21 protein-coding genes are annotated in these 20,836 nt (G+C 65.3%); 10 read left to right on the top strand and 11 right to left on the bottom strand.

Going from position 1 to position 20,836, the window contains the following annotated elements:
- Positions 1 to 34: 34 nt before the first annotated feature.
- From KI609_RS21670 to KI609_RS21655, 4 genes are all read left to right on the top strand, one after another.
- Positions 35 to 694 (top strand): glutathione S-transferase family protein, encoded by a 660-nt coding sequence (locus tag KI609_RS21670; RefSeq protein WP_226445586.1) that lies wholly within the window; start codon positions 35 to 37, stop codon positions 692 to 694.
- Between the two features lie 34 nt (positions 695 to 728).
- Positions 729 to 1,217: a DUF1579 domain-containing protein gene (locus tag KI609_RS21665; RefSeq protein ID WP_226445585.1), complete on the top strand. Its 489-nt coding sequence runs from the start codon at positions 729 to 731 to the stop codon at positions 1,215 to 1,217.
- 150 nt (positions 1,218 to 1,367) lie between these two features.
- Positions 1,368 to 2,807, top strand: a complete 1,440-nt coding sequence (locus KI609_RS21660; protein WP_226445584.1) for an MFS transporter — start codon at positions 1,368 to 1,370, stop codon at positions 2,805 to 2,807.
- 262 nt (positions 2,808 to 3,069) lie between these two features.
- The gene (locus tag KI609_RS21655) at positions 3,070 to 4,152 is read left to right on the top strand and encodes a pirin family protein (protein WP_226445583.1); all 1,083 of its coding nucleotides are present in this window, start codon (positions 3,070 to 3,072) and stop codon (positions 4,150 to 4,152) included.
- A gap of 476 nt (positions 4,153 to 4,628) precedes the next feature.
- On the opposite strand, the gene KI609_RS21650 is transcribed toward KI609_RS21655, so the two are convergent.
- On the bottom strand, positions 4,629 to 5,093 hold the full coding sequence (locus KI609_RS21650; protein WP_226445582.1) for a universal stress protein: 465 nt from the start codon (positions 5,091 to 5,093) through the stop codon (positions 4,629 to 4,631).
- A gap of 311 nt (positions 5,094 to 5,404) precedes the next feature.
- Here KI609_RS21650 and KI609_RS21645 point away from each other — a divergent pair, with 311 nt between their 5' ends.
- The gene (locus KI609_RS21645; protein WP_226445581.1) at positions 5,405 to 5,875 is read left to right on the top strand and encodes an FKBP-type peptidyl-prolyl cis-trans isomerase; all 471 of its coding nucleotides are present in this window, start codon (positions 5,405 to 5,407) and stop codon (positions 5,873 to 5,875) included.
- 13 nt (positions 5,876 to 5,888) lie between these two features.
- Here KI609_RS21645 and KI609_RS21640 read toward each other — a convergent pair whose 3' ends face one another.
- Positions 5,889 to 7,022, bottom strand: coding sequence for a thiolase family protein (locus tag KI609_RS21640; protein WP_226445580.1), 1,134 nt, complete (start codon positions 7,020 to 7,022; stop codon positions 5,889 to 5,891).
- Positions 7,023 to 7,073: 51 nt separating this feature from the next.
- Positions 7,074 to 7,910, bottom strand: a complete 837-nt coding sequence (locus KI609_RS21635; RefSeq protein WP_226445579.1) for an SDR family NAD(P)-dependent oxidoreductase — start codon at positions 7,908 to 7,910, stop codon at positions 7,074 to 7,076.
- Positions 7,911 to 8,045: 135 nt separating this feature from the next.
- Between KI609_RS21635 and KI609_RS21630 the strand changes: the two genes are divergently transcribed.
- Positions 8,046 to 8,639 carry a TetR/AcrR family transcriptional regulator gene (locus KI609_RS21630; protein ID WP_226445578.1) on the top strand — a complete coding sequence of 198 codons (594 nt, stop codon included), beginning with the start codon at positions 8,046 to 8,048 and terminating at the stop codon, positions 8,637 to 8,639.
- Between the two features lie 73 nt (positions 8,640 to 8,712).
- Here the strand turns inward: KI609_RS21630 and KI609_RS21625 are convergent, their stop codons facing one another.
- Positions 8,713 to 9,282: a response regulator gene (locus KI609_RS21625; RefSeq protein ID WP_226445577.1), complete on the bottom strand. Its 570-nt coding sequence runs from the start codon at positions 9,280 to 9,282 to the stop codon at positions 8,713 to 8,715.
- Positions 9,283 to 9,756: 474 nt separating this feature from the next.
- Positions 9,757 to 10,626 (bottom strand): gamma-glutamyl-gamma-aminobutyrate hydrolase family protein, encoded by an 870-nt coding sequence (locus tag KI609_RS21620; protein ID WP_226445576.1) that lies wholly within the window; start codon positions 10,624 to 10,626, stop codon positions 9,757 to 9,759.
- 307 nt (positions 10,627 to 10,933) lie between these two features.
- Between KI609_RS21620 and KI609_RS21615 the strand changes: the two genes are divergently transcribed.
- On the top strand, positions 10,934 to 11,284 hold the full coding sequence (locus KI609_RS21615) for an HPF/RaiA family ribosome-associated protein (protein WP_226445575.1): 351 nt from the start codon (positions 10,934 to 10,936) through the stop codon (positions 11,282 to 11,284).
- A gap of 158 nt (positions 11,285 to 11,442) precedes the next feature.
- Positions 11,443 to 12,759, top strand: coding sequence for an IS4 family transposase (locus KI609_RS21610; RefSeq protein WP_226445574.1), 1,317 nt, complete (start codon positions 11,443 to 11,445; stop codon positions 12,757 to 12,759).
- Between the two features lie 151 nt (positions 12,760 to 12,910).
- On the opposite strand, the gene KI609_RS21605 is transcribed toward KI609_RS21610, so the two are convergent.
- Positions 12,911 to 13,909 (bottom strand): ChbG/HpnK family deacetylase, encoded by a 999-nt coding sequence (locus KI609_RS21605; protein ID WP_226445573.1) that lies wholly within the window; start codon positions 13,907 to 13,909, stop codon positions 12,911 to 12,913.
- A gap of 15 nt (positions 13,910 to 13,924) precedes the next feature.
- Between KI609_RS21605 and KI609_RS21600 the strand changes: the two genes are divergently transcribed.
- Entirely contained in the window at positions 13,925 to 14,239 is a 315-nt protein-coding gene (locus tag KI609_RS21600; protein WP_319003118.1) for a GtrA family protein, read from the top strand.
- Here KI609_RS21600 and KI609_RS21595 read toward each other — a convergent pair.
- From KI609_RS21595 to KI609_RS21575, 5 genes are all read right to left on the bottom strand, one after another.
- On the bottom strand, positions 14,217 to 15,770 hold the full coding sequence (locus KI609_RS21595; RefSeq protein ID WP_226445571.1) for an ArnT family glycosyltransferase: 1,554 nt from the start codon (positions 15,768 to 15,770) through the stop codon (positions 14,217 to 14,219). The two genes, KI609_RS21600 and KI609_RS21595, sit on opposite strands and share 23 nt — an antisense overlap.
- Positions 15,770 to 16,861, bottom strand: coding sequence for a glycosyltransferase family 2 protein (locus tag KI609_RS21590; RefSeq protein WP_226445570.1), 1,092 nt, complete (start codon positions 16,859 to 16,861; stop codon positions 15,770 to 15,772). Before KI609_RS21590 ends, KI609_RS21595 begins: the two co-directional genes overlap by 1 nt.
- Positions 16,858 to 17,412, bottom strand: a complete 555-nt coding sequence (locus KI609_RS21585; RefSeq protein WP_226445569.1) for a phosphatase PAP2 family protein — start codon at positions 17,410 to 17,412, stop codon at positions 16,858 to 16,860. The genes KI609_RS21590 and KI609_RS21585 overlap by 4 nt, the downstream gene beginning before the upstream one ends.
- 297 nt (positions 17,413 to 17,709) lie before the next feature.
- The gene (locus KI609_RS21580; protein ID WP_226445568.1) at positions 17,710 to 18,675 is read right to left on the bottom strand and encodes a PDR/VanB family oxidoreductase; all 966 of its coding nucleotides are present in this window, start codon (positions 18,673 to 18,675) and stop codon (positions 17,710 to 17,712) included.
- On the bottom strand, positions 18,672 to 19,727 hold the full coding sequence (locus KI609_RS21575) for an aromatic ring-hydroxylating oxygenase subunit alpha (protein WP_226445567.1): 1,056 nt from the start codon (positions 19,725 to 19,727) through the stop codon (positions 18,672 to 18,674). The genes KI609_RS21580 and KI609_RS21575 overlap by 4 nt, the downstream gene beginning before the upstream one ends.
- A gap of 296 nt (positions 19,728 to 20,023) precedes the next feature.
- Here KI609_RS21575 and KI609_RS21570 point away from each other — a divergent pair, with 296 nt between their 5' ends.
- Positions 20,024 to 20,791, top strand: coding sequence for a GntR family transcriptional regulator (locus KI609_RS21570; RefSeq protein ID WP_226445566.1), 768 nt, complete (start codon positions 20,024 to 20,026; stop codon positions 20,789 to 20,791).
- Positions 20,792 to 20,836 lie beyond the last annotated feature (45 nt).

The following is a 20,836-nucleotide window of genomic DNA, read 5'->3' as shown; positions in this document are numbered from 1 at the left end:
CCACACCACCTCTACCACTCCCACAGGAACCCGCATGCTCGCCCTCTACGGCCACCCCTTTTCCTCCTACACCCAGAAGGTGCTGATCGCGCTCTACGAGAACGGGACGCCGTTTGATCTGCTCAATCTCGACCCCGCTGAGCCCGTCAGCCATTCCGCCGATTGGCTGCGCCACTGGCCGCTGGCGAAGTTTCCGGTGCTGGTGGACGGAGACCACACGGTGGTGGAGAGCAGTATCGTGATCGAGCACCTGCAGCTCGCGCACCCGGGGCCCATGCCGCTGATTCCTGCCGACCCCCGGGCGGCGCTGGACGTGCGCTTCATGGACCGCTTCTTTGACCTGCACGTGATGGCCCCGGTGCAGCACGCGGTGAACGCCGCGCTCACCGGCAACGCCGAGCGCAAGGCCGAAGGCGTGGCCTGGGCCACCGAAAAGCTGGAGAAAGCCTACGCCTGGCTGGAGTGCATGTGGACAGGGCGCACCTGGGCAGCGGGCGAGTCGTTCTCGCTGGCCGACTGCGCTGCGGCGCCCTCGCTGTTCTATGCCGACTGGACGCACTCCATCGCAGCCACTTACCCGCAGCTGCGCGCCTACCGCGCACGGCTGCTCGCACGCCCCTCGTTTGCACGCGCGGTGGAGGGCGGGCGCCCTTACCGCCACTACTTTCCGCTCGGGGCGCCCGACCGCGACTGAACAGCGCCCTGACGGCGACACCAGGAGACTCCCCATGATGAACCCCGAACCCCACGCCATGCACCGCTGGCTGCAGCAGCTGCTGGGCGGCTGGACCTGCGAGTCCCTGGCCGACATGGGTCCGGTCGAACCCCCTGCGCAAAGCCGGGGCACCGAGCATGTGCGCGCACTGGGCAACCTGTGGGTGCTGTGCGAAGGGGCGGGCTCCATGCCCGGCGGGGGTGGTGAGGCCCGCATGCTGATGACGCTGGGCTACGACCCGGACCAGCAGGCGTTTGTCGGCACCTGGGTGGGCTCGATGATGACGCATATGTGGGTGTACCGTGGCACGCTGGATGCGGACCAGAAGGTGTTGACGCTGGAGACCGAAGGCCCCAGCTTCAAGGCCGACGGCGCCACCGTGCGCTACCGGGACGTGATCACCGTCATCAGCGCTAACGAGCGGTCGCTCACCTCGTTCGGCCAGCAGCCAGACGGCAGCTGGAAGCAGTTCATGCAAGCCAAGTACACCCGAACCCCCTGAGTCGCTGCGCGGCTTCCCCCTTGGAGGGGGGCGCACCCGGTGGACTGGCAGAGCCAGCTCCACGGGCGCACTGGCATGGCACTTCGCCAGTCGCCAGCGCAACGCGCATGACACACTGCGCTGCCAATCTCTTTTGACTTCCACCGTCCCATGACCCTCCGCATCGAAGGCCGCGCACGCTGGCCCGCACTCATCCTGCTGTGCCTCGGCGAACTCATGATCGTGCTCGACACCACCATCGTGAACGTCGCGCTGCCCAGCATCAAGGCCGACCTGGGCTTCACCGAAACGTCGCTGGTGTGGGTGGTCAACGCCTACATGCTGACCTTTGGCGGCTGCCTGCTGCTGGGTGGGCGGCTAGGCGACCTGTATGGACACCGGCGGCTGTTTCTGGCGGGCATCACGCTGTTCACCGTGGCATCGCTGGCCTGCGGGCTGGCCCACACGCAGGGGCTGCTGGTGGCGGCACGTGCGGTGCAGGGCGTGGGTGGCGCCGTGGTGTCGGCCGTGGCGCTGTCGCTCATCATGAATTTGTTCACCGAGCCGGGCGAGCGTGCGCGGGCCATGGGTGTCTATGGTTTTGTGTGTGCCGGTGGCGGAAGCATTGGCGTACTGCTGGGCGGGGTACTCACCAGCGCGTTGAGCTGGCACTGGATCTTTCTGGTCAACATCCCCGTCGGCGTGGCCATCTACCTGGCCTGCCTGGCGCTGCTGCCGGGCGGCAAGGGGCAGGCTCATGGGCAGCGGCTGGACGTGGCGGGCGCTGTCACCATCACCGCGTCGCTGATGCTGGCGGTGTATGCCATCGTCAACGGCAACGAGTCGGGCTGGGCGTCGCTGCAGTCGCTGGGGCTGCTGGGTACGTCCGCCGTGTTGTTGGCGGCGTTTCTCTTCATCGAATCGCATGTGGCCGCGCCGCTGGTGCCGCTGGCCTTGCTGCGGCTGCGCAATCTGGCCATCTCCAACGTGGTGGGCGTTTTGTGGGCGGCGGGGATGTTTGCGTGGTTCTTCCTGTCGGCGCTTTATATGCAGCGGGTGCTGGGCTACGACGCGATGCAGGTGGGGCTGGCGTTCTTGCCCTCCAACCTCATCATGGCGGGTTGCTCGCTGGGGCTGTCGGCCTGGGTGGTGATGCGCTATGGCATCCGCAGCACGCTGGGCTGGGGGCTGCTGCTGGCCACCGTGGGCCTGGCGCTGTTTGCGCTGGCACCCGTGGACGGCCGTTTTGTGCTGCATGTGCTGCCCGGCATGCTGTTGCTGGGCGTGGGGGCGGGCATTGCGCTCAACCCACTGTTGCTTGCCGCCATGGGGGATGTGAAGCCCGAGGACTCGGGCCTGGCCTCGGGCGTGGTCAACACCGCCTTCATGATGGGCGGCGCTTTGGGCCTGGCCATCCTGGCCAGCATGGCCGATGCGCGCACGGTGGCCTTGCGCGATGCCGGTGCGACCGCGCAGACCGCCTTGCAGGCAGGCTATCAGCTGGCATTCTGGGCGGCAGCCGCAGGGGCGCTGGTGGCTGCGCTGTTGGGCGGCCTGGCGCTGCGCCCCGCGCCACGGCAGGTGGTGGAGGCGCGGGCAACACACCCGTGAGTCCGTGAACGATAGGGCGTGATGTGCGTGGAAAATGCTCTTAATGCTTTTAAATTGATAGCTGCTTACGCTTGTTAAATAAGCGCTTCAGGCCAATTTCACCCAAATATCAAGGTGCCGACGCGGGGCGGCTGCAGCGCCATTGTCCTGCCTCACGCACCGCACTGTTCCACCCGGCGCACTTTCGCTGCGGCACTATTGGCCCCATATTCCGCCAGCATGCCGTCCGATAGTGGCGGTGCACAACACGAGGAGCCTTCGTATGTCGTCGTCCACACCTGCCGCTGCCGCCCTGGTGCCCATCGTGCGCGCCCAGCTGCTGGGCCCGCAGTGGCCCACGCTCGACCCGTTTCTTTTCTGCGCCCACCACGACGACGCCTACCCCGCAGGCAACGCCGCGTTGGGCCCGGCCGTGCCCATCGAAGACCGCCAGATCGGCAGCGACTTCAGCCGCAAGGACGGCTGGAGCATGTACCACGGCGACACCGTGCCCGGCTTTCCAGGCCACCCGCACCGGGGCTTTGAAACCGTGACCCTGGTGCGCAAGGGCCTCATCGACCATTCCGACTCGCTGGGCGCCGCCGCGCGCTTTGGCGGAGGCGATGTGCAGTGGGTCACAGCGGGCAAGGGCATCGTGCACTCCGAGATGTTCCCGCTGCTCAACGCCACAGAGCCCAACCCGCTGGAGCTGTTTCAGATCTGGCTGAACCTGCCCGCCAAGAACAAGATGGTCGAGCCGCACTTCACCATGCTGTGGAACGAGCGCATCCCGCGCCTAGTGCACCACGATGCGGCGGGCCGTGCCACCACGGTGACGGTAGTGGCCGGCGCGCTGCCCGGCGCGCCCGATCCGCTGTCGCCGCCGCCCGAGTCGTGGGCCTCACAGTCCGAGGGCGACGTGGCCATCTGGACGCTGCGCCTGGAGCCCGGCGCCGAATGGACGTTGCCTGCAGCGAAAGGCGAGAACACGCAGCGCATGCTGTACTTCTTCGTGGGCGACAGCCTGCGCGTCGGCCCGCAAGACGTGGACCGCCACGCCGCGCTGCAGGTGCGGGCCACCGAGGACTGGACCCTGACCAACACTGGTACCACCGCCGTCGAATGCCTGGTGCTGCAGGGCCGTCCGATCGGTGAAACGGTGGCGCAATACGGCCCCTTCGTGATGAACACGCAGGCCGAGATCATGCAGGCCATGAACGACTACCGCCGCACCCAGTTCGGTGGCTGGCCCTGGGCCGAGCAGGATCCGGTGCACGGCACCGAAGCGCGGCGGTTTGCGCGCTATCCGGGGCAGACGGAGGAAGAGGTGCCTTGCTCTGCTGCCGCGCCTGCGGTGGCGGTCTGAGCGTTGTGGGCGCCTGACGGGCGTCTACCAGGTCGCCGAGCCCGAGGGCAGACCGCTCCACGCAGGTCGTCGGTCCTGCCGGCATGGAGACCCGGAACCTCCCCCTTCTCCAAGGTCGAAGCGGCACCACAAGGCGATCCTTGGGCTTCAGCACCACGCTCGACCTTGCCGTGGAACCGGCTTTGGTGCTTGCAACGAGTGCCGGTGTGCACCGTTGCCAGTGCCGGTTTCTCCAGGGTGTGTGTAGGGATGGCGGCCGTAGGTGGGCAGCGTGGTCAGGGTTCAGTGCGCCCGAAGTGCATCCGGATGGCAACCCTTCACTGGCAGCCAGGCGCTGCACTTCGATGCCAGGGGGCATAGTGGCGGACATGCACGCCACGCGCACCGAAGAGATTGCGCACCGCCACGCGCACGACGCGCATTGGCCCAGCATGATGCGGTTGCGTGCCTTGCGCCGCTGCGGTGGAAGATCGGCCTCAGCCTGGCGGCAAGGCGTCCGAGCCGCGCACCAGCAACACAGGGACTGGACAGGTGCGCACTACTTGCTCGGCGTCGCTGCCCAGCAGCATGCGGCCTATGCCGCGCCGCCCGTGTGTGCCCAGCACCACCAGGTCTGCCGACCATGTTTTCACCTGCTCCAGCACCAGGTCGGCCAGGCGGTGGCTCAGGCCTTCTTCAAGCACCATGTCCGCCGCGACTCCTGCGGCCAGTGCCTGCTGGCGGCCGTCGTCCAGGATTCTTTTCCCATCTTTTTGCAATGTGTCATAGACGTCGCCGCTGAAGGCTCCATAGGCGCCCATGGCCATCGTCAATGACAGCGCATCGACCATGTGCAGCAGGCGCAGCTGTCCGCCTGTAAGGCCCGCCAAGCGTATGGCTTCCGCCAGACCCTGCAGGGACGTGGGACTGCCGTCGATCGGCACCAGGATGCGTTGGTACATGGCTTTCTCCTTGGGGCCCCACATGTGTTGGCGGGGCCTGGAGAGTTTGCCCTTTTTACCGATCGGGCACCACTGCCGGGTGCAAGGCGGCCTATGCGACCTGCTGGGTCAGGGCGAGCCCCGGGCATCTTTTGTGACCAGGTTGCAGCAGGCCCGCGACAGCGGGCCGTGGTCGTGGTTGAGCAGGCGCGGGGCGTGGAGGCAGCCGTGCACGGCGGGCCGGCCCGCCGCGCCGGGGCCGCACGCGGGTTCGCCGACAATGGCGGCTTGCGATGGCGCGACGGGCGCGCCATCCCACCGAAACGACCAACATGAACATCACCAAAGACTCCGCCGTCACCATCACCTACAAAGTCACCACGCCGCAGGGCAAGCCGCTGGATGGCGGCAGCCTGTCGTACCTGCACGGTGGCTATGAGAACATCTTCCCCAAGGTTGAAGCCGCTCTCGACGGCCAGACTGTGGGCTTCAGCACCGCGCTGGACCTGGCCGTGGAAGACGCCTTCGGCGCGCGCGATGAAAGCCTGGTGCGCACGATCCCCAAAGCCGAGTTCCCCCCGGGCGTGAAGGTCGGCGGCCAGCTGCAGGGCGTGGGCAGCGACGGCCAGCCCGCCGTCTTCAACGTCGTCAAGATCAAGGGCCCCGAAGTGCACCTGGACGGCAACCACCCGCTGGCGGGGCAGGCGCTGAAGTTCAGCTGCAAGGTCACCGACGTGCGCGCTGCCAGCGCAGAAGAAATTGCGCACCGGCATGTGCACGGGGCGCACGGACACCAGCACTGATCACGGCAGATTGCTACACGGCCCCCAGCACCGTCGCAATCCCCTGCCCGCCGCCTATGCACTGCGTTGCCAGCGCATAGCGGCCCTTCTCCCGCTGCAGCAGCGCCGCCGCCTTGCCGGTGATGCGCGCGCCTGTGGCGCCGAGCGGATGGCCGATGGCCAGGCCGCCACCGTCAAGGTTGATCGCGTCCTCGCGCAGGCCCAGTTCGCGGATGCAGGCCAGGGCCTGTGATCCAAACGCTTCGTTGATTTCCACCACATCCAGGTCTTGCGCCGCAATGCCTGCGCGCGCGAGTGCCTTGCGTGTGGCGGGCACCGGGCCCATGCCCATGTAGGCGGGGTCCACGCCTGCGGTCGCCATGGCCAGGATGCGAGCCAGGGGCGCGAGGCTATGGCGCGTGGCGTAGGCCTCGGTGGTGACCAGAACGGCCACGGCGCCGTCGGTCAATGGCGATGAGGTGCCTGCGGTGACCATGCCATCGTCCCTGAACGCAGGGCGCAACGCGGCCAGGGCTTCGGGCGTGGTGCCGGGGCGGATGCAGCCGTCCTGCGCCACCATGTCGCCGGATGCCAGCGTGATCGGCACGATCTCCGCCTGCAGGCGACCTGCGTCGCGCGCGGCGGCCGCCTTGCGGTGCGATGCCACGGCCAGCGCCTCCTGGTCGGTGCGCGTCACCGCGTAGCGTTGCGCCACGTTCTCGGCCGTCTCGCCCATGCTGATGTAGGCGTCGCTGTGTTCGTACAGCGCGGGGTGGGGCGAGAAGTTGAAGCCGCCCTGCGGCACCATGGTCATCGACTCGACGCCGATGCACAGGTATGCCTCGCCCAGGCCCGCCTCGATCTGCGCGGCGGCGATGTGGAGGGCCGACATGGACGAGCCGCAGAAGCGGTTGACCGTCATGCCGCCCAGCTCCTGCGGCAGGCCCGCGAGCAGCGACACGATGCGCGCGATGTTGTTGCCCTGCGCCGCCTCGGGGTAGGCGCAGCCGGCAATCACGTCTTCGAGCGTGGCGGGGTCAATGCCGGTGCGCTGCAGCAGGCCGGTGACCACCTGCGCGGCCAGGGTGTCAGGGCGCATGTCGGCCAGCGCGCCCTTGCGCGCAAAGTGAAAGGGCGAGCGGGCATAGGCGGTGATCAGGGCTTTCATGGCGATGCCTTTCGGGGGGATGGTGTGGCGCTTGGTGGAGTGTGTTGCGGGTTAGGCGGCAGCGGCGGCCTGGTAGCGGCGTGCCGGGTCGCGCAGCGACAGGAAGGGGCCCAGCGCGCGGCGGGCGTCTTCCAGGGCGGTCCATTCGTGCACGGCTTCTAGCGACGGGATGGTCACCTCCTCACCCTGGTCCAGGCCCGCCAGCGCTGCGTCCACCATGGTGTCCACGTCCATCAGCATGTCTTGCGGCAGATGGGCGATGGGCGTGCCCGCGCGGTCCCAGATCTCGGTGCGTGTAGCGCCCGGCAGCACCGCCTGCACGCGCACGCCGTGGCGGCCCAGTTCGACCTGCAGTGATTTGGAGAGGTTGAGCACATAGGCCTTGGTGCCGCTGTAGGTACCGCTGAACATCTCGGGCACCAGCGCCAGCACCGATGCGATGTTGATCAGCGTGCCCGCCTTGCGCGCCACAAACCCCTTGGCCACGGCCGCTGCAAGCCGCGTGGGCGCCACCACATTGAGCGCAATCATGCGTTCCACCGCATCGATGTCCGAGTCGAGGAACGTGCCGCTCACGGCCATGCCTGCGTTGTTGAGCAGCAAGGTGATGCTGGCGTCCGACTGCAGGCGCTGCTCCACGCGGAACCGGTCGGCGGGGTTGGTCAGGTCGGCCTGCAGCACCTCGGTGCGCACGCCGGTTTCGCGGGCCAGGCGGTCGGCCAGAGCCGTCAGGCGCGCAGTGTCGCGGGCCACCAGCACCAGGTCATAGCCGCGCCGGGCCAGGCGGTCGGCATACACCGCCCCTATGCCGGACGATGCGCCGGTGACAACAGCCGTGCCCAGGGAGGGCATAGAGGTGCGGGATGAATGGGATGCAGCAGTGGACATGAAAGGCTCCTGAAGAAAACAGAAAAAGGCGAAAGATGTTTTACATGATGATCATCATGTTTGAATTATATGACGACCATCATTTAAAATGTCAAGCAGGTGATTTCAGACAGCGCAGCAAACAAAGGGAATGCGATGAAAGTCAGCAAGGAACAGATGGCAGAAAACCGCGAGCGCATCCTGGAAACGGCCGCGCAGCTGTTCCGCGAGAAAGGTTTCGATGGCATTGGCGTGGCCGACCTCATGAAGAGCGCGGGGCTGACGCACGGCGGCTTCTATGGCCACTTTGCATCCAAGGACGACCTCATGGCGCAGGCCGCCGAACGCGCGCTGGGCAAGCTGTACAACGCTTGGGCTGCGCTGGCGCGCGACGCTGCACACAACGGGCAAGACCCGCTGGGTGCGGTGGAAGCCGCTTACCTGTCAGCCCGACATCGCGACGCGCCTGGCCACGGCTGCCTGTTGGCCGCGCTGGGCAGCGACGCCGCGCGCCAGGGCCCTGCCGTGCGGCAGGCCGTGACCGATGGGGTGCAAAAACAGGTGGACGCCCTGGCTACGCTGATGCCCGGCCGTACCAAGGCGGCCAAACGCCAGCGCGCGCTGGCCGACTACGCGAGCATGGTCGGCGCCATGGTGCTGGCGCGCGCGGTGGACGATCCGGACTTTTCGGACGAGATCCTGCAGGCCACGGCGGCGGCGCTGCGCGTCTGTGCACCACCTGCAGCTTGACGTCCCGGATTACGTTGTATGTGATCGCGGCTGAGAAAGCGGCGCGATCGGCCTGCATGTCAGGGGGGCGTAGTCAGGGCGCGGTGGGCGTGGCTGGAGCGGCCGCAGTGGGCGAGGACGTTGACGCGGCGTCCACCCTGCGTCGGGGGGTGTGCTGCCCGTCGAGCAACACCTCAATGCGGGCAAAGATCTCATGGCGCGAGAACGGCTTTTTCATGAAGTCGTCCGCGCCGATGCGGTTGGCATAGAACTGCTCGGTAGCGTGCTCGTTGCCGCTGATCATGATCACGGGGATGTGTTGCCAGGCGGGCATCTTGCGGATGGTGCGCAGCGCGTTGAACCCGTTCATGCCGGGCAGAATGATGTCGAGGAAGATCAGTTCGGGCGGGTCCTGTTCGATCAGTGCGAGGCCTTGCTCGGCGTCCAGGGCCTCGCGGGTGTCGTAGCCTGCCGAGCGCAGTGCCTTGCGCAGCACGGCCACGACGGTCGGAGAGTCGTCGATGATTAGCACCTTGACGCCTTTGCGCGCGTTGACGCGTTTGCGCTGGCGCCGCTCCACGGGTGCTGGTGGCGATGTCGGGGTGGCTTCGGGCCGGCCCGTCGGCTTGCGCACGCTGCCCAAAAACCTGTCGAAGATACTCATGGTGCTGTCTCGTTTCTTTCGTTCTTGCGGGTCGTCCGGCGGGGTGAATGAAGCGGTTGTTCGAGCGGGTCGCAAAGAACCTTCCTCCTCATACCTCCTCGTTCCCCCGCAAGGCGGTTGCACAGGGTGTGAGTATTCCAGATGCGCCATCCCTCCCTGGCGCCGCTCTTGCCTGATTCTGATTCGCAACACCTCTCAGATCGACCCCGTTCGCCCTGAGCCCGCCGAAGGGCAGTTCCCAACGAGCGCTCTGGCGTCGACAAGCTCAGCCCGAACGGGTTGGTGAGATGTCTGAGACGCACGGCTCATTCAGCAAATTTGATAGCTGCAGGCGCTTTATAGGTAAGCGCTAGAGTCAAAAAAACACCCGAAATTTATGCATCGAAGGTGCGCAACGGAGCCGTGAAAGCAAAGGTCGGAAACCCGAAGCGCCTCATTTGTCTGAGATGGCGGGCGCACACGCGTGGGGGCAGCTCAACCCTGTTTGGTGAGCGCCCTCCGCAGCAGCCGCGATGCGCGGTTGCGCAGCGTGGGGGCCGGGGGGCTTGGCGGTGGCCGATCGCGCGAGAGCGTGCAGGCGGCCAGAAAGTCCTGCAGGATGGCGGTGTCGTCCAGCACATTCGTCGCCCCGTTGTGAAACTCCGGGTGCCACTGCGTGGCTGCGATGTAGCTGCGGCCCGGCGCAGGCTGCAGGCGGATCGCTTCAGGCACGCCGTCGGGCTCGCTCAGCGCCTCCACCACAAAATCGGGCGCCACGCGTTTGATGCCCTGGTGGTGAATGCTGTTGACGCGCGCGCGCGGCTTGTCGGGGTAGAGCTGGGCCAGATGGGTGCCGGGCACGATATGGATGTCGTGAAAGTGCTGGTCGTACGTTGTGGCATTGCGGTGCTGCTGGGCACCCGGGTGCTGGGTCTGAAGGTCTTGGTAGAGGGCGCCGCCAAACGCGACGTTGATGAGCTGCAGGCCGCGGCAGACGCCAAAGATGGGTTTGCCGACCTGGGCAAAGGCTTTCACTACGGCCAGGTCATACAGGTCGCGCACGCGGTCGCCCAGCCATTCTTCGCGCAGCGGCTCCTCGCCGTAGTTGCCGGGCCAGACATCGGCCCCGCCATGCATGACGACGCCATCCAGCCATTCGGCGTAGTGGTCCAGCGTCACGTCGCCACGCGCCGTGGCCCCGGTGGGGCAGGGCACCATGACCACGACGGCGCCGGCCGACATGATCCAGTGGGCGATGGATTGCTCGACGTATTGCAGCGTTTTGCCCGTGAACAGGGGGCGAGCGGGGTCGGCGTGCTGAAAGCAGGCGGACAGGCCAATCTTGAGGCGGCGGTCGTTGGACATGGGGTAAGGGTTGCGGGCAACTCGGGCTCAGGGGCGGTGGTTGCAATGCAGGTGTTGAAGGCGTTCCTCAATTTGTAGCACCAGCGCGCCCCGCCGTCTGTAGGAAAGTGCCGTGCAAGGCCGCACGCGTGGCGAATACGCCCATTGCGAGCCCGTTGCAAACACAGGCGCGACAAAACCCGCGCACTCACAGGTTCTTACCGAAGCCCCCTCCAAAGGTGCGACGATGGAGGTTCGCGGGACGGTTGTCAGCCGTTGCTGGCGTGGCGGCCCCGTCCTCCCGGAATCCACCTCAAGGAGCATCACTATGCAAGTACAAGTCAACACCGATGACCACATCCACGGCGGCGAATCGCTCGCGCAATGGATCACGGATGAGTCCAAGAGCCGGTTGTCGCGCTTTCAGGACCATGTGACGCGGCTGGAGGTTTTTCTGTCCGATCTGGATGCGGGCAAGTCGGGCGCGCAGGACAAGCGCTGCCGCATCGAGGCGCGCGTGACCGGTCGCCAGCCCGTCACCGTGACCGACGATGCCGACAAGATGGCCAACGCCTTCATTGGCGCCGCAGACAAGCTGGCCCGCGCGCTGGACGCTGACCTGGGCCGGTTGAAAGACCGCCATGGCCGCGACACGATTCGCACGGTTGCCGAAGAGTAGTTTTTAACGAAAATGGCTGCCAGCGCTTATTTATCAAGCGCTTGCAGCTATATTTTAGATAGCAAAATGCGCCCTTTGGGCCAATGCCAGTCAGTTAAGCCCAGGCGAGGCTGAATGCCTGTAAAAAGGGAACGTGTTCACCACGATCCCTTTTTCTTTTGTCTGCTCGACTGCAAACCATCTTCAATGAGACCTTGGCCGAGTTGCCCGCTGGCGGCATGGCTGAGTTGAGCGCCTTGATCGATCCGAGCTGGATCGCGCAAGCATTGCAAGCCACAGGCAAGGCCTCGATCCGGCGTCGCAAGCTGCCCGCTGAGCATGCCGTGTGGCTGGTGATTGGGCTGGCCCTGTTGCGCCAGATGCCGCTGTGGCAGGTAGTTCAAGAGATGGCACTGACCGTGGACGGACAGGACTTGCCCGCACCCAGTGCCAGCGTGCAGGCCCGCCAGAGGCTGGGCGCCGAGCCGCTGGCACACTTGTTTGGCCTGCTCACCCAGGCCTGGGGACGCGCCCACCCGGTGCACCCCGACAGCTTGCGCGTGCTGGCCGTCGATGGCGTGGTTTGGTCGGCTCCCGACAGCGCGGACAACCGCCAGGTGCTGGGCAGCGGACACACGCAGTACGGCCCGCAGCCCTGGCCCATGGTTCGCGCGGTGTGCCTGCTGGACACCGACAGCCACGAACTGCTTGATGCTCAACTGGGCGACTACCACCAAGGGGAGCTGACGCTGGCTGCTGGACTGTGCGGGCTGGATGACTCGATCACGCTGTTTGACCGCGCGTACTTTTCTGCAGCCTTCTTGCTGGACTGGCAAAGTGCAGGAAGCGAGCGCCATTGGCTCATGCGCGCCAGGGACAACCTGCGCCACGAAGTGGAGCAAACCCTGGGTGAGAGCGACTGGCTGATCCGTATGCCTGTGTCGCAAAGGGCCAGACAGCTACGCCCCGAGTTGCCCAGCCATTGGCAGGCCCGTATGGTGCAGACGCTGGTCGATGGCAAACCCAGGCGCTTCATCACTTCCATGCTGGACGCCCAGCGGTTTGATGCACAGCAGCTGGTGCAGCTGTACCGCCAGCGCTGGGAGATCGAGCTGGGGTTTCGTGAGATCAAGCAGTCACTGCAGCAAAGCCACAGCGTGCTGCGCAGCCGCCAGCCCGAGCTGGTCATGCAGGAGGTCTGGGGTGTCCTGATCGCCCACACACTGCTGCGCAGGTGCATGCGGCTGATGGCGCAGCACGCCAAGGTGGAGCCCGTGCGCATCAGCTTTCACACGGCGCGCCATGCCATCGTCGGGGTGCTGCGCAGCGTGCACCTGGCGCGCGCTGGTGTGGTGCCGCAGCACCTGCAGTGGCTGATGGACGAGGCAAGGCACTTCGTGCTGCCGCCACGCAGGCAAGGCCGAAGTTTCCCTCGCGAGGTCAAGCGCTCCACGCGCAGCAAGTACCCTCCAAAGAAAATGCCAGCCAGGGCTTAACTGACTGGCATTGACCTTCGGGTGGCTTTTTTCATGGGCCAACGGGCCCATGGGATCTGGCCCCCTTGTGTTGCGCTGCCGTTGAAACGCTGCAACGCCGAACAGCCCCGGCCCGGGTCTGTCAGCCCACGCATCGCCGTGGCGTGTTGCCTCAAGCCGGGAGGCCGCCGTGCCCGCAAGTCGCAGCGCTTCGCCGGAGCGTTTGGCCCAGGGGTTCGAGGCGGATGCCTTCCTGCCTGAGCAGCGCGCCCAATGGGTGGCCAGACAGCACCCGGTATTCATGCTGGCGCGCCTGGGTGAGAGGGGCCTGGGGGTGGGTGCCCACGCCGGGGTGGCACATCCACAGATCACCGCTGCGGCTGGCCACCAACCAGTGCTGTGCCCAACGGGCGTAGCTTTCTTCACCGCCGGTGAAGTCGTAGACCCCCAGCAGGTGATCGTTCTGGCGAAAGCCCTGTGCCCGCGCCTGTCGCGCCAGTGCGGCAGCCCCCAGGGTTTCCAAGAGCCAGGGTTTCAGCGCTTCCCGCCAGGGCCTTGCTGGCGTTTGTGGCCTATTGGCGCCATAGCGCGCGGTGTTTCTCAGCCACGGCAGACACCCCGCGTAACGCTTTTGCAATTGAGCCAGTAGTTCATCCCGCACGACCGGAAACTGGTGAACATGCTGATGCCCATCCACGTACGCGGGCGGTTGGCCTGTGTGGTGCTCGAATGCGTCGAGTTGGGCCTGGATTTCAGCGCGCACCTGTGTGCGATCGAGCGTGCGCAACCAGCTGCGCACGATGAGCGAACCAATCCCCTGTGGCCGCAGGAGGATCGGGTGCTGCGTCAGATCCAGGTGCAGGCCGGTCTCGGTCTGGCAGGGGTCAAGGCCCCGAAGTTTGGGAGCCCACTGGGCCCAGGCGGGTGCGCCCACCATGCAACTGATGGCTTGTGTGCGTCCAAGCAGCGCGAGCTGCAGCGCAGCCTCACAGACGCCGGCATGCAGGCCGAAGTCGTCCACGGCGATGCACAGCGAGCGGCTATGCTCAGCGACTTCATGCGCTCCCCAATCCACATTCGCTCCGTCAAGGTCGGCATCGGCAGGCTCCTCAATGCGCACGGGCACATCGCCTGGTTTGTTCTGGTGGGGACCGCTGCTGCTGCCGTTCATTGGGGGGTGGTGGTGATGTTGGTGGAGCATGCTGGCTGGCGGCCATTGCTGGCCAATGTGCTGGGCTGGCTGATCGCCTTCAGCGTTTCCTTTTCAGGGCACCACCGCTGGACGTTCCGTAGCCATGGTGCACCATTGTGGCGGTCTGCGCTGCGGTTTTTTGCCATCTCCGCCGGGGGATTCAGCATCAACGAAGTGGTGTATGCCCTGCTGCTGCATTGGAGCGGCCTGCGGTATGACCTGGTGCTTGGCGGTGTGCTCGTCGCAGTGGCGGGTGGCACGTACCTGCTCAGCCGCCACTGGGCGTTCAAACGCAACCCAGCGCGCTAGCCATCGCGGGGCTGCTGGTGTCGACACGCCACAGTGTGGTTCCGTTGTGGTGCCGCATGTCGGTTGCCGCCGCCAGGAACGGGTAGCGATCCGGCGCGGAGGTCGGACCCAGCACCCAGGTGGTGGGTGATCGGCACAGCAGCGCGGGCAGTGCATCGGGCAGTATGAGCCGGCCATCCGCTGCGGCTTTGTCGAACTGGCCGGCATCGGCCAACTCCTTGCGTTGATTGTCTCGCCGGTGAAGATCGGGGTCATCCCAATGGTCAGAGAGGGTGACGGGTGTTGTCAGCCGTGCATAAAACGGCAGATCGAAATAGTAGCTGTCGAGCATGACAATGGGCTCCTCGGGGGAGCGCTGAGCCTTTAGCACCACGGCAAAATCCTGTGTGGACTTGTTGTAGTGTGTGGGGTGCGCGGTGAGCCAGGTCAGCATGCCCAGCGACAAAACGCTTGCCAAGCCCGCACCGCCCCACCATAGGCGCAAGGCCCCACGCGACAACGGCCCATTCGATAGAAACCCGTCTGCTGCCATGAATGCCAGCGGCGGGACCGCCGGCAGCACGTAGCCCAGCAACTTCGATTTCGGTAGCGAGAAGAAAGCCACCACCAGGATGGGCCAGACCAGCATGAGCAGCCGAATGGCCTGCTGCGTGGCGGATGCGGCGTCTTTGGGCCTGACGGACCGCACCAGCCACGGCAGCCAGGGCAGAAAACTGATGCAGAGCACCACGGGATAGAACCAGAACGGCATCACGTTGTTGAACCCGCCCTGCGCGAATCGCTTGAAATGCTGGACGACAAAGAAGTAATCCAGAAAATCAGGAAACCGCTGCTGCATGGCGACAAACCAGGGAGCCGTCAGGACCAGAAAGATCAATATTCCTGGCCACCACAACAGTGAAAACAGGCTGCGCCACCGCCTTTGCAGAACGAGCCAGACGAAGATCACCATCGCTGGAAGCACGAAGCCGATCAGCCCTTTGGCCAGCACACCGAGGGCCGCCATGGTCCAGGCGCCCGTCAGTACCGCACGCCAGGGTTTGCCGTGATCGGCCAGCAAAACCGCATGGGCCAGCAGCACGATGGTGGCGCTGATGCAGCCAGCCACCAGCATGTCCAGGTTGGCAAACTGCCCCGCAACGAGCCACAGCGGCTGGGCGAGCAACACCACGAGACCGGCGCGGGCCGCCCGCTCGCCGGACCATCGGCGGGTGAATGCATACATGGCGGTGGCGCCGAGCGCTGCGCCGAGCAGCGATGCCACGCGGGCCGCCCATTCATGTGGGCCCCAGAGCCACATCGAAGCGGCGGTGATCCAGTAGAAGAGCGGCGGCTTGTGGAAGTAGGGCAGGCCGTTGAGTGTGGGCGTGAGCCATTCACCGGAGCGCAGCATTTCCCAGGCCACGCCGACATAGCGCCCCTCATCGGGCAGCATCAAGGGGCGTGCCCACAAGGTGAAAGTGACCCAGGCCACCATGCAAAGGACACTCGCTGTGAGCCCATAACCGGCGATGCGTTGAAGGGTCTTCATCAATCGGCCTTTTTGAGGCCGCGGCCCAGTTCACGCTTGACGATGTAGACAGGGCGCGCCTTGACCTCTTCGGCGATGTGGCCCACGTATTCGCCCACAACCCCGAGCGAAAGGAGCTGGATGCCCGAGAACCCCATCAGGCCGACCACAATGGTGGTCCAACCGCTGACGTCGTGGCCGGACACCATATAGGCTGCGGTCAAGTAGGCGCCATACAGCAGGGCAAAAAAAGCCAGCACGAAGCCCAGCAAACTGACGGCGCGCAGCGGCCAGGTGGTGAAGGCGGTCAGGCCATCGATCGACAGCCGAATCAGACTCCAGGCGTTGTACGTCGTCTTGCCGTGCAATCGCGCGTCTGGCGCATAGGGGACGGCCACCGCATCGAAACCGACCCATGCGTAAAGGCCTTTCATGAAGCGGTTGCGCTCTGGCAGTGAGAGCAGGGCCTTCACGACGGAGCGATCCATCAGCCGGAAGTCGCCAGCGTTGGCGGGCACTTGGAATCGGGCTGCGACATTCACCAGGTGGTAGAACCAGCGAGTCCCCAGGCGTTTGAAGGGACTTTCGTCGTCTCGGTCTTCTCGCAGCGCATAAACCACGTCACGGCCCTGGCGCCAGTGCTGCAAGAAGGTGGGGATGAGTGCGGGGGGGTGTTGCAGGTCGGCATCCATCATCACGACGGCGTCGCCTTGCGCTGCCTCCAGCCCGGCTGTCAGTGCGGCCTCTTTGCCAAAATTGCGTGACAGCAGGAGGGCTCGAAACCCAGGCGCTTGCGCCCACTTGGCAAGCACCAGGCTGCTTGAATCCGAGCTTCCGTCGTCCACCAAAATCACCTCCCACGAACTGCAGCACGCCTGGAGCGTGTCGCGAAGCTGCGGAAGCAATTGCTCCAGGTTGCGTACTTCGTTGTGGCACGGAACGATGCAGGAGACAGAGCCGAATTCGCGCGATGCTGATGCCGTCTGTGCGAGGGCGTCGGTGCACACGTCGAGATGGATGTCACTTGTGACCCCGAGCGGAATCTTGCAGGGCAACGGAGAACTGACCTCTGTGGGCTGTTTGGCACGAGCCACGCGGGGATTTCCGGTCATGTGGGCACCTTGGCGTTGGCCGATGGCAGTGGGTCGGTGAATGAGAGCCGCCATGCGAGCCAGCCGCTTGCGGCGCCTGCCAAGGCACCGGCCATCACGTCGGAGGGGTAGTGCAGCCCGAGATACACGCGGCTCCAGGCGATGAGTGAGGCAGCAAAAACGGCCAGCACGGCCAGAGCGGCCCAGTGCGCCTGCCGCATCATTAACAAAACGACCGTTGCAAGCGCGAAAGCGACACTCGCATGCGCGCTGGGTAACGAATGGGTTGCTGCGTGCGGCAGCCACTGTTTGCCCAAGCCCGCAACAAATGGCCGGTCGACCGGGATGAAATGCTTGCCCATCCACGCCAGCAACCAGGCGATGGCCATCGCGACAAGCATGCGAAGCACGCGCTGCCTGGTTTGGTGATTGCCCGTGATGAACGCCCCGGCGATCACCCCCGCCAGCAGTTGTGGCAGTGGGTGGGTGGCAAAAAGAGCCAGAGCCGTTAACCAATGCGGCGACGTCGTCGAACCATTGATCGACAGGAAAAGAGCAGCGTCGAGAGACATGGTGACAGCTTGGGTGCGGCAGTGGCGACCGCGGCATTGTCAACATGAAGTCTTAGCTGACTCTTAGCAAATCACGGTGTTGGCCGCTGCGACCACGCGCTGCGTCCCATGGCGGCGGTTTTCTCGTTCTGTGGGGTGGGGTCTGCGCTGGACGCCACGACCGGAGGGCGCCCGGTGAGCCAAGGCGGCGCTGGGCGCGTTGTGTGCACTTGCGCGAGTGGCGTTGGGGTGCGGCGCACCCGCCACCACGCACCCCTTGCCCATGACTGATTCAACAGGGTTGAAAAATGTGCGGCTCTACAAATCCAGCACCAGCAGCTTGCTGCGCGCGCGCGAGCAGCAGGGCATGAACTGCTCGTTGGCGGCTTTTTCTTCGTCGGTCAGGTACATGTCGCGGTGGTCCACCTCGCCCTCCAGCACGCGCGTCAGGCAGGTGCCACACACGCCCTGCTCGCACGATGTGAGGATGTCGATGCCCTCCTTGCGCAGCGCCTCCACCACCGACACATCGGGCGCAATGGGGTAGATCTTGCCGGTGCTGGCAATGCGCACGTCAAAGCCCTGGTCGCCCGAGGTGTCCTGCGCGGGGGCGCCAAAGTATTCGAGGTGGATGTGGTCCTGTGGCCAGCCCAGGGCCTTGGCGGTGGTCACCACATGGTCGATGAAGCCTGCCGGGCCGCACACATACAGGCGCTTGTCAGGGCCAGGAGCGGCCAGCACGGCGGCGGTGTCCAGTTTTTGCTCGGGGGCGCCCGCATCAAAGTGAAAGTGGGCGTGGAGTGCAATCGCCGATGCGGCAATTTCGGCGGCAAATGCTGTGCGCTCGGCCGAGCGGGTGCAGTAGTGCAGTGCAAAGTCGGCACCCGTGCGCGCCAGCCGGTCGGCCATGCACAGCAGCGGCGTGACGCCAATGCCGCCCGCCAGCAGCAGGGTGCGCTGTGCAGGGTGCAGGGCAAAGTGGTTGCGTGGCGTGCTGATGGTGATCACGTCGCCCTCATGCACGCTGTCGTGCATGGCGACCGAGCCGCCGCGCGATGCCGCGTCGCGCAACACGGCGATGCGGTAGCGGTGCGACTCGTGCGAGGCGTTGCACAGCGAATACTGCCGTGTCAGCCCACCAGGCATGTGCACGTCGATGTGCGAGCCCGCGCTGAAGGGCGGCAGCGCAGCGCCATCCACGCGCGCCAGCTCATAGCTGGCGATGCCTTCGGCTTCGGTCTGCTTCTTGACGACGCGGACCTGCAGGGTCTCCTGCGCGGTCATGCGGCCACTCCCTGTGCTGCGACAGGTGCGCGCTCGGCGGTCAGCAGGCGGTCCAGGATCTTGCGCGACTGCACGCCACCGGCATCGATGTTGAGCATGAGCAGCTTGCGGTCGGGGTAACGCAGCAGGTTCTCCTGCTGCAGCTCCAGCATCTGCTGGTCTTCGGCAAAGATCTTGCCCTGACCGTCACGGATCTGGGTGGTGAGCGATGGGTCCTGCGGCTTGAAGTTGCGCGCCATGCCCCAGAAGTAGTGGATGGAGGTGTCGGTCTCGGGCGTGATGAAGTCGACCACGATGCTCGATGCCTTCTTGTCGGCCGGCGCGTCATAGCCGCCATGGCCTGCCAGCGCCACGCCCACTTCGATCAGCACATGGCTGGGCGGCGTGAAGTGGCAGATCTGCCAGCGGTCCACCAGCTGGTCGTCGGGCAGGCCGTTCATGCGCAGCGCCATCTTCCAGAACGGCGGGGCCTCGATGCCTTCCATGAAGCGGCTGGTGATCACCTCGTCGCCCTCCACGCGCGTCTTGCAAGGCACCTCGTCGATTTCCTTCTGGCCGATGCTGGTGGAGTGCACATAGGTCTCGTGCGTGAGGTCCATCAGGTTGTCGATCATCAGGCGGTAGTCGCAGGCAATGTGGTACAGCCCGCCGCCATAGGCCCACTCGGGGTTGTTGGCCCAGGGCAGGTGGTGGATCTTGGCGGGGTCGGCTTGCGCAGCGTCGCCCGGCCACACCCAGATGAAGCCATAGCGTTCTTCCACCGGAAAGCTGCGCGAGCGCGGAAACCCCTGCACGCGCTGCCCGGGCATGGAGACGGCTTTGCCGTCGCACCCCACGCGCAGGCCGTGGTAGCCACACATCAGCTCGCCATCACACACTTTGCCCAGCGACAGGGGGGCGCCCCGATGGGGGCAGAAATCATCGAGCGCGGCCACTTTGTCGGGCGCCGGGCGATAAAACACCATTTTTTCGCCGCAGATGGTGCGACCCAGGGGCTTGTCGGCGATTTCGTCGGGGGTGCAGGCGACATACCAGGCGTTCTTGGGGTACATAGTTGTCTCTCTCCAGTCGTGGGGTAGAACTTCAGCAGTGCCTGGGGTGGGCCCGCTTGAGGGTTTTGCTGAATTGTCCAAAAACGGTCCGTCGTTGTATACATAAAAAACAAACACAACAGCTATATCGCCTTGGCATATCTGGTAAGTTGTTGTTTTGTATGATTTCTATTGGGTGGGGTGATGAATTATTGGTTGGTTCTGTATACATTCAGCCGTTGCGATTTCATTGCCCTTTCGTGCCCATCTGCGTCATCGCCGTGTCGCTGCCGAGCCCTTTTTTTTGACCACCTTCCATGCATCTGAATGAAGACGCGTTCCCACCCCTGGCTGCCGAGGCAGGGGTTTCGCAGGCCGTCAAGGCCCAACTGAGGTTGCGTGAGATGGTGCTGGCGGGCGAGCTGCCCGGCGGCGCGCGGATCGCCGAGTTGACGCTGGTGGACAAGCTGGGGGTTTCGCGCACGCCTGTGCGTGCAGCGCTCATGCGCCTGGAGCAGGAAGGGCTGCTGCACAGCTTGCCGGGCGGGGGTTATGCGGTGCGCACGTTCTCAGAGAGCGACGTGGCAGACGCCATCGAACTGCGGGGCACGATGGAAGGCTTGGCGGCGCGTCTGGCTGCCGAGCGCGGTGTGGCGCCGGCCGTGATGGCCGAGGCGCACGCGTGCCTTGATGCCATTGACGCCCTATTGGTGCCGGCCACGCTGGATGATGAGGGGTTTTCCGGCTATGTGGCGCTCAATGCGCAGTTTCATTCGCTGCTCAGCCGCATGATGGGCAGCGATGTGATCGCGCGTGAGCTGGACCGGGTCAAGGGGCTGCCCTTTGCGTCGCCTTCGGCCTTTGTGGTGGTGGAGACCGGGTCCACCCAGGCGCGCGACATGCTCGTGGTGGCCCAAGACCAGCATCGCCAGGCGCTCGACGCCATCGAGCGGCGCGAAGGCGCGCGCGCCGAGGCACTGATGCGCGAGCACTCCCGCATCACCCGGCGCAACCTGCTGGCGGCCGTGCAGGCCCCGCAGGGGCAGGGGCTCCCGGGCGTGCAACTGATACGCGATCGTTCCTGAGTCTGGGTGCTGTGCGGTATCGCCGTCCCGTGCTTCGGGATATTG

Source organism: Acidovorax radicis (assembly GCF_020510705.1).
GTDB lineage: Bacteria > Pseudomonadota > Gammaproteobacteria > Burkholderiales > Burkholderiaceae_C > Acidovorax > Acidovorax radicis_A.
Note: the sequence above shows the minus strand (reverse complement) of the source record. Positions and strands in the feature narration are given on the sequence as shown.